Genomic DNA, 14755 nt, shown 5'->3' with positions numbered 1-14755 from the left:
GTTCGCGGTGCTTTTTTTTCAAGAGTAACGCATGGTATTGTGCTTGTCGCTTGACGTCTTAGTACGGCTGGCGTAAAAACGAACTGTAAGTTGGCTTACCAGTTTGCATAAGGTTGTCCTTTGCATGCTTGTAGGCTCGAATTGTCAGGCTGCTGCAGCCTGTTTTCATTATGCATGTAAGGATAGTTACAGATGGCAACTGGTATTGTTAAATGGTTTAACGACGCTAAAGGTTTCGGTTTCATCACTCCTGATGGTGGTGGTGACGACCTGTTCGCGCACTTCTCCGCGATCAATATGCAAGGTTTCAAAACCCTGACCGAAGGTCAGCGTGTATCTTTCGACATCGTCCAGGGCCCTAAAGGCAACCAGGCGTCGAACATCCAGGCTGCCTGATTTAGCCGCGTCTGACGCAAAACCCCCGCCAGCTGTGCTGGCGGGGGTTTTTGCATGGTGCGGCCTCAGTGCGTGGGTTGTGCTGCCAGCCACCAGCGTCGCTGCCGTTCTGCGCCGCGGTCGGCACGGAACTGGCGGTGCAGCAGCAGGCAGGTCAGGTAGCCGACGAGGCTGAGCACCAGCCACGGCAAGCCGGGCTGTTGCAACTGGCGTGCGATGTCCAGCAGCCAGCCGCCGCCGACATAGCCGCTGGCGCCGCCCAGCGCCAGCCCCATGCGGCTCATGCCCATATAGCTGGCGCGGGCCTCGGCCTTGGCGAAGCCGGCGATGCGCGCCTCGCGTGGCGGCTCGGTGATGATGGTGCCGAGATAGAACAGCCCCAAAACGACGAAGGCGGGCTGCCAGGACTGGATCTGGCTCATCAAGAGCAGGCTGCTGCTCATCAGCAGGATGCCGGCCAGAATGCGCGCCTCCTGCGACAGATAGCGTTCACCCAGCCGTGCCAGCGGGTACAGCAGGCTCAGCGACAGCAGCGTTTCCAGCGTGTACATCCAGCCGACGGCGGCGGCGGTGCCGGCCAGCTGTTTCAGCGTCACCGGTACCAGCAGCATGATCTGTACCCCCAGCGCGTAGTAGCCGCTGAGGATCAGCACGAAGCGCATATAGGCGCGATCGTGCAGCACGGTGCGCGCTGCGGCCGACGGCGGCGCGCGTTTGCTGGCCACGCGGTAGGGCGGCAGCAGCTGCGCGTTGACCAGTGCCGCCAGCAGGAAGATGGCACAGCCGCTCATGCCGACCCACCAGAAGTCGTAGTGCAGCAGCCAGGAGCCGAGCAGGGCGCCAATCACCGCGCCGGCGCTGTCCTGCATCATCAGCAGGGTGTAGAAGCGGTTGCGCTCGTGCGGGCGGGTCAGCTTCACGATCAGCGCCGAGCGCGGCGGATCGAACAGCGTGCCGCCCAGCCCGGAGAACACGCAGGAGGCGATCAGCCACCACGGCGAGCTGGCGTTGGCCATCATCGCGAAGCCGGCGGCGCGCAGCAGCATGCCGCTGACGATCAGCGGCTTGGCGCCGTAGCGGTCGGCCAGCGTACCGCCGAGCAGGCCCAGCCCCTGCTGCAGCAGCTGGCGGATGGCCAGCGCCACCCCGACCAGCGTGGCGGCCCAGCCGAGCCGGTCGACAAAGTGCAGGCTGATCAGCGGAAAGACGATGAAGAAGCCCATCACCACCAGCAGGTTGTCGGTCATGATGAACCATCGGCCGTAACGGCGGGCTTGTTCCGGGCTGGACATGATAGGCTTTCTGCGGGGTTGATAACGGCATTTTCCGCGCGCTTCAGTTATTATTGAAGCCATTAACTTGCAATATTTGCTATCCGGATTACTTATGTCTATTGCGATGGATGATCTGCAACTGCTGCTCGATATCGTGGCCTGCGGCAGTTTCAGCCAGGCGGCGGCGCGGCGCGGCTGGTCGCAGCCGCAGGTGAGCCAGCGCGTGGCGCTGCTGGAGGCCGAGGTCGGTGCGCAGCTGTTTCGCCGCCACCGGCGCGGCGCCTTGCCGACACCGGCGTGCGAGGCGTTCCTGCCGGCGGCGCAGCAGGCACTGGATGCGCTGCAACGCGGACGCGAGGCACTGCAGCGCGAGCCGGCGCTGCCACGGCTGACGCTGGCCAGCCTGCCGTCGCTGTCGTCGGTGATCTTCGGGCCGGTGCTGCTGGCGCTGGCCGATGCCGCGCTGGAGATCCGCTGTAGCACCGATCATTCGCCGGCGATCATGGAGCGCTTGCTGACCGGGCAGGCGCAGGTCGGCTTCGTGCTGCGCTGCCCGCCGATGGCCGGCATCCAGATGGAGCGTATCTGGCGTTCGCCGATGGTGGCGGTGGTGCACAACCGTCACCCGCTGGCCAGCGCCGGCAGCCTGCAGCTGGCCGACATCGCCAACGAGCGGCTGGCGCCGCAGTACTGGGGCGATGGCTGCGACGAGCTGCTGTCGCTGATCCGCGCCGCGCGGCGGGTGGCCGGTCCGATCCATGCGGTGCAGCCGGCGGTGGCGGCGCGCGAGCTGGCGATGGAGCACGGCTTCCTTACCTTCATGCCGGAGGTGGCGGTGCGGCGCGACCTGCGTGACGGCCGGCTGGTGAAGCTGCAGATCAGCGACCTGCCGCTGTGGGAGTGGGAGGTGATGATGGCGTGGCGCACCGGCAAGCGTGCGGACGCACCGTTGCAGCAGGTGCTGGACACGGTGCGCGCGCTGGCCGGCGAGTGGCGCTAGCGTTGCGGCCAACGTTGGCCGCAACGCAAAAGGCCCGCCGTGGCGGGCCGGGTCGCACGAGCGGCGAGGCTTACATGCGCGCGATCATTGCGTCACCGAAGGCGGAGCACGACACCTCGGTGGCACCGTCCATCAGCCGGGCGAAGTCGTAGGTCACCTGCTTGTCGGCAATGGCGGCCTCCATCGACTTGATCACCAGGTCGGCGGCTTCCTTCCAGCCGAGGTGGCGCAGCATCATCTCGGCGGACAGGATCAGCGAGCCCGGGTTCACCTTGTCGAGGCCGGCGTACTTCGGTGCGGTGCCATGGGTGGCCTCGAAGCAGGCGTACTGATCGGAGATGTTGGCGCCCGGCGCGATGCCGATGCCGCCCACCTGCGCCGCCAGCGCGTCGGAGATGTAGTCGCCGTTCAGGTTCAGCGTGGCCACCACGTCGTACTCGGCCGGGCGCAGCAGAATCTGCTGCAGGAAGGCATCGGCAATGGCGTCCTTGACGATGATGTCGCGCCCGGTTTTCGGGTTCTTGAACTGGCACCACGGGCCGCCATCGATCGGCTGGGCGCCGAACTCGTCCTGCGCCAGCTTGTAAGCCACATCACGGAACAGGCCTTCGGTGAACTTCATGATGTTGCCCTTGTGCACGATGGTCACCGACTGGCGGTCGTTGTCCACGGCGTAGCGGATAGCGGCGCGCACCAGGCGCTGGGTGCCCTCGATGGATACCGGCTTGATGCCGATGCCGGAGCTGTCCGGGAAGCGCATCTTCTTCACGCCCATCTCGTCCTGCAGGAACTTGATGATTTTCTTGGCGCCCTCGGACTGTGCCGCCCATTCGATGCCGGCGTAGATGTCCTCGGTGTTCTCGCGGAAGATCACCATGTTCACCAGTTCCGGGTGCTTCAGCGGCGAGGGCACGCCCTGGAAGTACTGCACCGGGCGCACGCACTGGTACAGGTCCAGTTCCTGGCGCAGCGCCACGTTCAGCGAGCGGATGCCGCCGCCGACCGGGGTGGTCATCGGGCCCTTGATCGATACCGCGTACTCCTTCAGCGCGTCGAAGGTTTCCTTCGGCAGCCACTCGTCGGGGCCGTACAGGCGGGTCGACTTCTCGCCGGCGTAGACTTCCATCCAGTGGATCTTCTTGCTGCCGCCGTAGGCCTTGGCCACCGCGGCATCGATCACCTTGATCATCACCGGGGTGATGTCGATGCCGATACCGTCGCCTTCGATGAACGGGATGATCGGGTGGTTCGGAATCGGCTGGCCCGGGATGATTTTCTGTCCGTCGGCCGGTACCGTGATATGGGATGCGCTCATCAATATCTCTCCTTTGTGGACTCCATCTGTGTTGAGCTGTGTCGTGGCAATCCGCGTTGCCGCCTTGAGCTGTCGCCCCCTGCGTGACCGAGGGTGGCCGTTTGTTATTGTTAGCTCAAGGTTGGCCGCAGCGGTATCGGTGTTTGCTGCTGTGCCACGCCGCTGATTGTAGCCGAGCACGTGCTTGGTGGAACATGATCGACCGCAAGCGCTCATCAACGGCAAGAAAAAACGCCAGGGCTAGGCCCTGGCGTTGTCGGGTGCTGGCAGCGCGGTCTGGCCGCGCTGCCTTTGCTTGCGGCTTAGCCGCGCGCTGCCGCCAGCGCGGCGTTGAAGGTGGCGCTCGGGCGCATCACCGCCTGGCACTTCGCGCTATCGGCCAGGTAGTAGCCGCCGATGTCCACCGGCTTGCCCTGCACCGCCTTCAGCTCGGCCACGATCTGCTGTTCGCTCTCGCTCAGCGTCTTGGCCAGCGGCGCGAACTGGGCTGCCAGTGCGGCGTCCTCGCTCTGCGCGGCCAGTTCCTGCGCCCAGTACATGGCGAGGTAGAACTGGCTGCCGCGGTTGTCCAGCTCGCCGGTTTTCGGCGACGGACCCTTGCTGTTGTCCAGTAGCTTGCCGGTGGCGGCGTCCAGCGTCTTGGCCAGGATCTTGGCCTTGCCGTTGCCGGTTTTCAGACCCAGGTCTTCCAGCGATACCGCCAGTGCCAGGAACTCGCCCAGCGAATCCCAGCGCAGGTGGTTTTCTTCCACCAGCTGCTGTACGTGCTTCGGTGCCGAGCCGCCGGCGCCGGTTTCGTACATGCCGCCGCCGGCCATCAGCGGCACGATGGACAGCATCTTGGCCGAGGTGCCCAGTTCCATGATCGGGAACAGGTCGGTCAGGTAGTCGCGCAGGATGTTGCCGGTTACCGAGATGGTGTCCAGGCCGCGGATCACGCGTTCCAGCGTGTAGCGCATCGCGCGCACCTGCGACATGCACTCGATGTGCAGGCCGGTGGTGTCGTGATCCTTCAGGTACAGCTTCACCTTCTTGATCAGCTCGTTTTCGTGCGGACGGTACGGGTCCAGCCAGAAGATCGCCGGCATGCCGGAGTTGCGGGCACGGGTCACGGCCAGTTTCACCCAGTCGCGGATCGGGGCGTCCTTGACCTGGCACATGCGCCAGATGTCGCCTTGCTCCACGTTCTGGCTCAGCAGCACTTCGCCGGTCGCCAGATCGACGATGTTGGCGATGCCGTCTTCGGAGATTTCAAAGGTCTTGTCGTGCGAGCCGTACTCTTCGGCCTTCTGCGCCATCAGGCCAACGTTCGGCACCGTGCCCATGGTCTTCGGATCGAAGTTGCCATGCCATTTGCAGAAGTTGATCATTTCCTGGTAGATGCGGGCGAAGGTCGATTCCGGCATCACGGCCTTCACGTCCTTCAGGCGGCCGTCGGCGCCCCACATCTTGCCGCCGTTGCGGATCATCGCCGGCATCGACGCATCGACGATGATGTCGTTCGGCGAATGGAAGTTGGTGATGCCCTTGGCGGAGTCCACCATCGCCAGTTCCGGACGGTGTTCGTGGCAGGCGTGCAGGTCGCGCTTGATCTCGTCCTGCTTGGATTGCGGCAGGGTGGCGATCTTGTCGTACAGGTTGGCCATGCCGTTGTTCACGTTCACGCCCAGTTCGTCGAACAGCGCGCCGTGCTTGGCGAAAGCATCCTTGTAGAAGATCTTCACGCAGTGACCGAACACGATCGGGTGCGACACCTTCATCATGGTGGCCTTCACGTGCAGCGAGAACATCACGCCGGTCTTGTGTGCGTCTTCGATTTCCTTCTCGTAGAACTCGCACAGCGCCTTCTTGCTCATGAACATGCTGTCGATGATCTCGCCTTCCAGCAGCGATACCTTCGGCTTCAGCACGATGGTCTGGCCGCTGTTGGTGACCAGCTCCATCTTCACGTCGCGCGCCTTGTCCAGGGTGATGGACTTTTCGCCGTGGTAGAAGTCGCCGTGGTGCATGTGCGATACGTGGGTGCGCGATGCCTGGCTCCACTCGGCCATGCTGTGCGGGTGCTTGCGCGCGTATTCTTTCACCGCCTTCGGTGCGCGGCGGTCGGAGTTGCCTTCACGCAGCACCGGGTTCACGGCGGAGCCCAGGCACTTGCTGTAGCGGGTCTTGATCGCTTTTTCTTCGTCGCTTGTCGGGTTTTCCGGGAAGTCCGGCACCGCGTAGCCCTTGGCTTGCAGTTCCTTGATGCAGGCCTGCAGCTGGCCGACGGAGGCGCTGATGTTCGGCAGCTTGATGATGTTGGCGTCCGGGTCTTGCGTCAGGCGGCCCAGTTCGGCCAGGGTGTCAGGCACCTTCTGGGCGTCGCTCAGGTAGTCGGGGAATTCGGCCAGCACGCGCGCCGCGACCGAAATGTCGGCGGTGTCGATATTGATGCCGGCGGCGCCGGTAAAGGTCTGGATGATCGGCAGGAAGGCGTTGGTTGCCAGCGCGGGCGCTTCGTCGGTGAGGGTGTAGATGATGGTCGGTTGTTCCGAAGGCATTACTCTATCTCCATGATTATTTTGTGACGACTAACGATGGCACGGGGGCTTGCGGTGCTGGACGACAACCCGTGTCGACGCGGGGAAAGGCTGTGAAAGGCCGGCTCTTGGTTCGTCAGGTGCCAGCGGCGCCCGGAACGGTGATGCCCGGTGACTCTCGGGCGACTTTTCAGATGCGAATTATACTCCGTCCGCGCCCTGCTGTTCGACGCACATTCGAACTTTGGTGTCGTTTTTCCGGTGAACGCTTGTTCGAATGTGAATTGTGTTGCGCCGCGGCTACGCCGGGCGCCGCCTATTCCGAAGCGCTATATCTGCTATGGTGTCGCCGTTTTCTAAAACGAATGTTTGAATTGCCGCGCACGGCACGAGGTTGGCCGCAGCCGCCGGCGGCAATGCGCATGTGACTGCGGGTGACCAGCCTTGCTATCATCCGGGCCATTGCTTAATACCGGCGGCGCGGACATGTCCCAACTCTTCTTGCTCAACAAGCCCTACGGCGTGATTTGCCAGTTTTCCGAGCACCCCTTGCATCCCACGCTCAAGTCCTGCGTCGCCCAGCCCGGCATCTACCCGGCCGGCCGGCTGGATACCGACAGCGAGGGCCTGTTGCTGCTCACCGGCGACGGCGAGCTGCAGCACCGCATCAGCGACCCGCGCTGGAAACTGCCGAAGACCTACTGGGTGCAGGTGGAAGGACGGCCGGACGAGGACAAGCTGGCTGCGTTGCGCGCCGGGGTCGATCTCGGCGATTTCGTTACCCAGCCGGCCGAGGTGCGGGTGTTGCCGGAGCCGCCGGCACTGTGGGAGCGCAAGCCGCCGGTGCGCTTTCGCAAGACGGTGCCGGACACCTGGCTGGAGATCATCATCAGCGAAGGCAAGAACCGCCAGGTGCGGCGCATGACCGCCAAGGTCGGCCTGCCGACGCTGCGCTTGGTGCGGGTGGCCATCGGCCCGTGGCGGCTGGACGAGCTGCAGCCGGGCATGCTGCGCTGCATCGAGGTGTCGCTTGCCGACCTGCCGCGCACGCGGCATGCTAAACCGGCCGCGCCGGCGCCAGCCAGGCAGGACAGGGCGCCGGCGGCAGCGCCAGCCGCGCCAGCGCCGCGCTTCCGCTTCGCCAAGAAAAAGTAATACCGCAGCAGTCATCTCTCTCCGCTCGCCAGCAGGCGCAACCGAGGTGCCACGATGCAGATTCCCGAATACTACAACCCGGTGGCGCGCGAGATTGCGCAGGCGCTGGTGGATGGCTTCAACCGCCACTACCGGCTGTTTCGCGCCACCAGCCAGCAGGCCAAGCAGCTGTTCGAGGCGGCCGAGTGGCAGGGGGTGCAGAAGCTGGTGCGCGACCGCATCCAGTTCTACGACGAGCGCGTGCACGAGACGGTGCAGCGCCTGAAGCACCAGTTCCACGCCGATCTGCTGGACGACGAAATCTGGCAGCAGGCCAAGCTGTACTTCATCGGCCTCTTGACCAACCACAAGCAGCCGGAGCTGGCGGAGACCTTCTTCAACTCGGTGTTCACCCGCATCCTGCACCGCGACTACTTCAACAACGATTTCATCTTCATCCGCCCGGCGATCTCCACCGAGTACATCGAGTCCGATCCGCCGTCCTACCGCAGCTACTACCCCAAGCAGCGCGGTCTGCGCCACACGCTGCGCCAGATCGTGGCCGACTTCGGCTGGCGGCGGCCGTTCGCCAACCTGTCGCGCGACCTGGCCTGGGTGATCCGCGCAGTGGACGAATACTTCGCGCAACGTTGGCCGCAGGCCGAGGCCAACCTGCAGATCCAGCTGCTCTCCAGCGCCTTCTACCGCAACAAGACCGCCTACATCTTCGGCAAGGTGGTGAATGGCGGCCAGATCTACCCGTTCGCGCTGCCGGTGCTGCACGACGCCGACGGCCGTCTGTACCTGGACACCGTGCTGCTGGAGCCGTGGCGCATCGGCGTGCTGTTCTCCTTCAGCCGTGCCTACTTCATGGCCGACATGGAGGTGCCGTCCGGCTACGTGCAGTTCCTGCGCTCGATGCTGCCGACCAAGACCAAGGCCGAGCTGTACACCATGCTCGGGCTGCAGAAGCAGGGCAAGAACACCTTCTACCGCGACTTCATGCAGCACCTGCAGCACTCCAACGACCAGTTCACCGTGGCGCCGGGCATCCGCGGCCTGGTGATGCTGGTGTTCACCCTGCCGTCCTACCCCTATGTGTTCAAGCTGATCAAGGACGTGTTCGGCGGCCCCAAGGAAGTGGACCGCGCCACGGTGAAGGCCAAGTACCAGCTGGTGAAGCGCCACGACCGGGTTGGCCGCATGGCCGATACCCTGGAGTTTTCCAACGTGGCGTTTCCCAAGGCGCGCTTCAGCGACGAGCTGCTGGACGAGCTGCGCCGGCTGGCCACCAGCTCGATCGAGGAGGGCGACGACACGCTGGTGATCAAGCACCTGTACATCGAGCGGCGCATGAAGCCCTTGAACCTGTACCTGATGAACAGCGACACGGCGGAAAAGGAGCGCGTGGTGCGCGAGTACGGCGACGCGATCCGCGATCTGGCGGCGGCCAACATCTTCCCCGGCGACATGCTGTTCAAGAACTTCGGCGTGACGCGCTACGGGAGAGTGATCTTCTACGACTACGACGAAATCGAGTACATGACCGACTGCCACTTCCGCCGCATTCCGCCGGCGCCGAACCCGGAAATGGAGATGTCCGGCGAGGTGTGGTACCCGGTGGCGCGCGGCGACGTGTTTCCGGAGGAGTTCGGCACCTTCCTGCTGGGCGATCCGCTGGTGCGGCGGGTGTTCCTGCAGTACCACCGCGAGCTGCTGGATGCCGGCTTCTGGCAGTACAAGCAGCAGCGCATCCGCGACGGCCATATCGAGGACTTCTATCCCTACCCGGTGGAGCTGCGCTTCTGCCATCGCTACGCCGTCCGGCCGCGGCGGCAGGGGGCCGGCGCGCCGTAGCGGCCGGCGACGGGCATAAAAAAACCGGGAGTTCAGCGCTCCCGGTGTGGTGGTGACCCTGTGCCTATTGTGGCGTGCACTGGTGGTCCTGGAAGTAGGCGATCGGACCCGCGCTGGTCAGGCCGATATGAAAACAGCTGTCCTCCGCAAAAGTGACACCCAGGTTTTCGGTGGCGCGTACCACCTCGAACAACACTTCGACTTCCTTGAAATACTTGGCAACACGGTCATTGCCGTCCAGCCACGCCAGAATGCGGTCCCGCTGCGGGTGTTCGCTTTCCAGACTGAGCTGGCAATCGGAACAACTGACCAGGCTGATTGCCGGTGGGATGGAAATATTCAGGCTGGCAAGCTCTTCACGCACAATGGCGGAGAATTGCGACAACTCCCGCATCGCGCGCTCGCGGATGCCTGAAAGAGGGAGGGCTTCGCCACCGTTGGCCGTACCGAACAGGCGGGCCAGAGCGGATGTAACGGCGTAACCTTCTGCATGCATGATATGGGGTTCCTCCAGTGGGGCAGCATTGATCGGGTGCTCACTCGTCTGCACTGTGTTTGCGGCAGATTCGTGTTTGTATTGTAGGCAACCGTATGCAGAACGCCTGTCTTTATTTTGTCATTTTTTGCAATTCGTACAGCAGCTCCAGCGCCTGCCGCGGCGTCAGGCTGTCGCTGTCGATATCGCGCAGCCGCTCCAGCGCCGGGTGCGGCTCGGCCTCCACTTCCACCACGCGCGGCGTGCTGAACAGGTCAGGCTGCTGGTTGGCGGCGGACTGATTTTCCAGCTCGGTGAGATAGCGTTTTGCCTCGCGGATCACCTTCGGCGGCACGCCGGCCAGCTGCGCCACCGCCAGGCCGTAGCTCTGGCTGGCCGGGCCGTCCTCGACGTGGTGCAGGAACACGATACGGTCCTTGTGCTCCACCGCCGACAGGTGCACGTTGGCCACCGTGTTGTAACTGGTGGCGAGGCTGGTCAGCTCGAAGTAGTGGGTGGCGAACAGGGTGTAGGCGCGGTTCTTCTCGATCAGCGCCTTGGCGATCGCCCACGCCAGCGCCAGGCCGTCGAAGGTGGAGGTGCCGCGGCCAACCTCGTCCATCAGTACCAGCGACTTGTCGGTCGCGTTGTTGAGGATGTTGGCGGTTTCGGTCATCTCCACCATGAAGGTGGAGCGGCCGCCGGCCAGGTCGTCGCTGGCGCCGATGCGGGTGAAGATGCGGTCGATGGGGCCGATGGTGGCAGCGTCGGCCGGCACGAAGCTGCCGATGTGCGCCAGCAGCGTGATCAGCGCGTTCTGGCGCATATAGGTGGACTTACCGCCCATGTTCGGGCCGGTGATCAGCAGCAGCTTGCGTTCTGCGGCCAACCTTGTGTCGTTGGCGATGAAGCGCTCCACTTCCGCCTCCACCACCGGGTGGCGGCCGGCGACGATGTCCAGCCGCGTCTCGGCCACGAACTGCGGCTCCACGTAGTTGTGGTTGGCGGCGCGCTCGGCAAACGCCGCCAGCACGTCCAGCCCGGCCACCGCCTGCGCGATCAGCTTCAGCTCGCTGATGTGCGGCGCCAGTTGGTCCAGCACCAGCTCGTACAGCTGCTTTTCCAGCGCCAGCGACTTGTCCTGCGCCGACAGCGCCTTGTCCTCGAAGGTTTTCAGCTCCGGCGTGATGTAGCGCTCGGCGTTCTTCAGCGTCTGGCGGCGGCGGTAGTCTTCCGGCACGTTCACCGATTGCGCCTTCGACACCTCGATGTAGAAACCGTGCACGCGGTTGAATTCCACCTTCAGCGTGCTGATGCCGGTGCGCTCCTTCTCGCGCGCCTCCAGCTGCAGCAGGAAGTCGCCGCAGTCGTTCTGGATCGCGCGCAGCTCGTCGAGATCGGCATTGAGGCCGTGGTTGATCACGCCGCCGTCACGCAGGAAGGAGGCCGGCTCCGGCAGGATGGCGGCGCGCAACAGGCTTTCCACCGGCGAGTCGTCCGGCAGCAGCGTCGCCAGCTTGGCCAAGAGTGGCGCGTCAAGGCTTGCGGCCAACGTTTTGGCGCCGCTGAGCGCGTTCAACGAATCGCGCAGCGCGGCGAGATCGCGCGGCCGTGCCGAGCGCAGCGCGATGCGCGCGGTGATGCGTTCGATGTCGGCCACCTCGCGCAGCTGGGCGTGGATGTCGTCGTGGCGGGCAAGCAGCGCGCGCACCGCCTGCAGGCGGCGTGCCAGCTTGTCGTGGTGGCGGATCGGGTGGTGCAGCCAGTGGCGCAGCAGGCGGCTGCCCATGCTGGTGGCGCAGCCGTCCAGCAGCGACGCCAGCGTCGGCGAGGGCTCGCCGCGGATGGTTTCGGTCAGTTCCAGGTTGCGGCGGGTGGCGGCGTCCATGCGGATCAGCTCGCCGGCGTCCTCCACCGCCAGCTGCGCGATGTGCGCCGGGTTCACGCCCTGCGTCGACTTCACGTACTCCAGCAGCGCGCCGGCGGCGCCGACCGCCACCGGCAGGGTGTCGGCACCGAAGCCGGCCAGGTCGCGGGTGCCGAAGTGGCGGGTCAGCGCCAGCTGCGACGATTCGGCGTCGAACTGCCACGGCGGCAGCTTCTTTTTCGGCATCGCGATGCTATCGAATACCGCCAGGCCGGTGTCGTCCGGGATCACCAGCTCGGCCGGCTTCAGCCGCTCCAGCTCGCTGTGCAGCTCCTCGACGCCGGTCTGCATCACCTTGAATTCGCCGCTGGCCAGCGACAGCCACGCCAGCCCCAGCGTGCCCTTGTGCAGGTTGACGGCCAGCACCAGGTTGTCGCGCTTGTCGTCCAGCAGCGCGGCGTCGGTGAGGGTGCCGGGGGTGACGATGCGCACCACCTTGCGCTCCACCGGGCCCTTGCTGGTCGCCGGGTCGCCGATCTGCTCGGCGATGGCCACCGACTCGCCCATCTTCACCAGCCGCGCCAGATAGCCCTCGGCGGCGTGGTAGGGGATGCCGGCCATGCGGATCGGGTTGCCGCCGCTGGCGCCGCGCGCGGTGAGGGTGATGTCCAGCAGCCGCGATGCTTTCTCGGCGTCATCGTAGAACAGCTCGTAGAAGTCGCCCATGCGGTAGAACAGCAGCTTGTCGGCGTGTTCGCGTTTCAGGGCGAGATACTGCTGCATCATCGGCGTGTGCTGGGGTGTGGTCATCAGGCTGTCCGTCGGAGGTAATAAAGGTTGGCCGCAATAGGCAACGCCCCGACAGGCGGGGCGCGGCAAGCCATTTTACGGGATGTGGCCGGTGTCGTCACGGCGGGTCGGCGCTGAGCGCGACGGCGCGGTGGCGGCCGGCGGCCTTGGCCGCGTACAGCGCGCTGTCGGCGCGGGCGAGCAGGGTGCGGCTGTCGTCGTCAGCCTGCAGGCAGGCGACGCCGATGGAGCTGGTGATGGCGAGGATGTGGTGCCCGCTCTGGATGCGCAGCTCGCTGATGTCGTCGATGATGCGCTCGGCCAGGTCCAGCGCCTCGTGCAGCCCCAGCCCCGGCAGCAGCAGGCAGAATTCCTCGCCGCCGATGCGGCCGGCGACATCGCTTTCGCGCAGCACTTCTTCCAGCGCGTCGCCCAGCGCGGCCAGCACCAGATCGCCGGCGTGGTGGCCGTAGCGGTCGTTGATCTGCTTGAAGTGGTCGAGGTCCAGCATCAGCACCGACAGCGGCGCGTGCTGCACCTGCGCCAGCTGCAGCTGCGTTTCCAGCCGCGTCAGCAGCGTCGGGCGGTTGAACAGCCCGGTCAGCGCGTCGATGGTGGCCTGCTGCTCAAGGATGCGCTGCAGCGCCTTGCGCTGGCTGATGTCACGCGCCGAGCCCCAGATCACCGGCTGCCCGTCCAGTATCAGGCGACGGGCGCTGACCTCGACTTCGAGCAGCGCGCCGTGCTTGGTGCGGTTAACGCTTTCGAAGGTCTCGCCGTCCTCGCCGGTGGCGGCCAGCCGCTGGCGGATGCTTTCCGGCGTGCTGCCGGGCACCACCTGCCACAGGTGCATGTGCAGCAGCTCGTCCAGGCTGTAGCCCAGCATCTGGCACAGGCTGTCGCTGGCTTCGAGGAAGCGGCCGTTCATGTCGATGATGGACAGGCCGTCGGCGGCGTTCTGCAGGATGGCGCGGTACCACTGGCTGCGGCTGTCCAGCTGGCGGTGGATGGTGTGGTTTTCCAGCAGCAGCGCCAGCAGGCGCGCTGTGTCCTCGAGGATGGTGATCGCCTGCGGCGTCGGCGCCGACGGCGTGCGGTGGTAGACGGCGAAGGTGCCGTGCACGGTGCCCTTGCTGTCGATCAGCGGCTCCGACCAGCAGCTGCCCAGTTCGAAGCGCGCCGCCAGCTCACGGTATGGCGCCCAGTTGGGGTGCAGCTGCAGGTTTTCCGCCACCACCCTTTTCGCGTGCCACACCGCGGCGCCGCAGCTGCCGACCATCGGGCCGGGGGCGAGGCCGACCAGGCGTTGCTGGTAGGCGCTGGGCAGCGACGGCCCGGCCACCGGCTGCAGGCGGCCACGCGAATCCAGCAGCAGGATGGAGCAGCGCCATTCGGGCAGCGCCAGCTCGATCTGCTGCACCACGGTGTGCAGCAGGGCGTCCAGCGGCGTGCCCTGCGCGTTCTGGCGCAGGATGTCGCTGTGCAGCAGCTGCCAGTGCTGGCGCCTGGCCTGCTTTTCGCGCTGTTGCAGCTGTTCCAGCTCGGCGCCGGCGCGCTCGATGAAGGGCTGCAGCAGTGCCGGCAGTTCCGGCGCGAAGAAGTCGGGGCGCGGGTCCAGCAGCGCCAGATGGCCCAGGCAGTGCGCGTCGCCGTCCAGTAGCGGCCAGGCGAGGCAGCTCTGCCACGCCCGCTGGCCGGCCCCAGGCTGGTATTGGGACTGGCACTGCCGCAGGCCGCGGCCAAGCAGCAGCGGCTGCCGGGTGTCGAACAGGCAGTTGCAGGGCAGCTGGCGCGGTGTGCTGCCGGTGGCATCGTTGGCAAACAGTACCTGCAATTGGCGGTGCGGGCCGCCGCTGCGCTGCGACAACAGCACGCACTCGGCCCCGGTCAGGCAGGCAAGCTGGTTGACCAGTTGTTGCAGGTACTTTTTGCCGATGCAGCTGGCGCTGTGCAGCAGCAGGGCATCGCGGATGCGGTAGGGATCGGGCATGGCTGGCGCGCTCGGTGCGTATCCGTTTCAGTATGCGACTTAGTTCCGGCTTGCGGAAGCAATGAATGGTGGCCGCCACGGCATGGTGCTGGCGTGTGGTTTGACAAGCATTATTTCCAGCGTCTATGATCCATATCAA

9 protein-coding genes and 1 pseudogene are annotated in these 14755 nt (G+C 65.2%); 4 read left to right on the top strand and 6 right to left on the bottom strand.

Features of this window, described 5'->3' with window-relative positions; translation table 11 throughout:
• Positions 1 to 192 precede the first annotated feature (192 nt).
• On the top strand, positions 193 to 396 hold the full coding sequence (locus PQU89_RS07300) for a cold-shock protein (protein WP_047966725.1): 204 nt from the start codon (positions 193 to 195) through the stop codon (positions 394 to 396).
• Between the two features lie 65 nt (positions 397 to 461).
• Here the strand turns inward: PQU89_RS07300 and mdtH are convergent, their stop codons facing one another.
• Positions 462 to 1688: a multidrug efflux MFS transporter MdtH gene (gene mdtH / locus PQU89_RS07295; protein ID WP_272765253.1), complete on the bottom strand. Its 1227-nt coding sequence runs from the start codon at positions 1686 to 1688 to the stop codon at positions 462 to 464.
• A gap of 94 nt (positions 1689 to 1782) precedes the next feature.
• Between mdtH and PQU89_RS07290 the strand changes: the two genes are divergently transcribed.
• Positions 1783 to 2670: a LysR family transcriptional regulator gene (locus tag PQU89_RS07290; RefSeq protein WP_272765252.1), complete on the top strand. Its 888-nt coding sequence runs from the start codon at positions 1783 to 1785 to the stop codon at positions 2668 to 2670.
• A gap of 70 nt (positions 2671 to 2740) precedes the next feature.
• Here PQU89_RS07290 and icd read toward each other — a convergent pair whose 3' ends face one another.
• Together icd and PQU89_RS07280 are read right to left on the bottom strand one after the other, a co-directional pair.
• The gene (icd, locus tag PQU89_RS07285) at positions 2741 to 3985 is read right to left on the bottom strand and encodes an NADP-dependent isocitrate dehydrogenase (RefSeq protein ID WP_272765251.1); all 1245 of its coding nucleotides are present in this window, start codon (positions 3983 to 3985) and stop codon (positions 2741 to 2743) included.
• A 302-nt stretch (positions 3986 to 4287) separates the two neighbouring features.
• Positions 4288 to 6525: an NADP-dependent isocitrate dehydrogenase gene (locus PQU89_RS07280; RefSeq protein WP_272765250.1), complete on the bottom strand. Its 2238-nt coding sequence runs from the start codon at positions 6523 to 6525 to the stop codon at positions 4288 to 4290.
• 465 nt (positions 6526 to 6990) lie between these two features.
• On the opposite strand from PQU89_RS07280, the pseudogene PQU89_RS07275 reads away from it, so the two are divergent.
• Both PQU89_RS07275 and aceK read left to right on the top strand, forming a co-directional pair.
• Positions 6991 to 7509 (top strand): annotated as a pseudogene (locus PQU89_RS07275) (pseudouridine synthase); the annotation flags it as partial.
• 204 nt (positions 7510 to 7713) lie between these two features.
• Positions 7714 to 9495 (top strand): bifunctional isocitrate dehydrogenase kinase/phosphatase, encoded by a 1782-nt coding sequence (gene aceK, locus PQU89_RS07270; RefSeq protein WP_272765248.1) that lies wholly within the window; start codon positions 7714 to 7716, stop codon positions 9493 to 9495.
• 64 nt (positions 9496 to 9559) lie between these two features.
• On the opposite strand, the gene PQU89_RS07265 is transcribed toward aceK, so the two are convergent.
• From PQU89_RS07265 to PQU89_RS07255, 3 genes are all read right to left on the bottom strand, one after another.
• On the bottom strand, positions 9560 to 9991 hold the full coding sequence (locus PQU89_RS07265) for a hypothetical protein (RefSeq protein ID WP_047966786.1): 432 nt from the start codon (positions 9989 to 9991) through the stop codon (positions 9560 to 9562).
• Positions 9992 to 10103: 112 nt separating this feature from the next.
• Complete coding sequence (mutS, locus tag PQU89_RS07260; protein WP_272765247.1) at positions 10104 to 12647, bottom strand: DNA mismatch repair protein MutS; 2544 nt, start codon at positions 12645 to 12647, stop codon at positions 10104 to 10106.
• A 97-nt stretch (positions 12648 to 12744) separates the two neighbouring features.
• On the bottom strand, positions 12745 to 14616 hold the full coding sequence (locus PQU89_RS07255) for a sensor domain-containing diguanylate cyclase (RefSeq protein ID WP_272765246.1): 1872 nt from the start codon (positions 14614 to 14616) through the stop codon (positions 12745 to 12747).
• Between the last annotated feature and the right edge of the window lie 139 nt (positions 14617 to 14755).

The organism is Vogesella indigofera (assembly GCF_028548395.1).
GTDB lineage: Bacteria > Pseudomonadota > Gammaproteobacteria > Burkholderiales > Chromobacteriaceae > Vogesella > Vogesella indigofera_A.
This window is presented reverse-complemented; position numbering and strand designations above follow the sequence as displayed.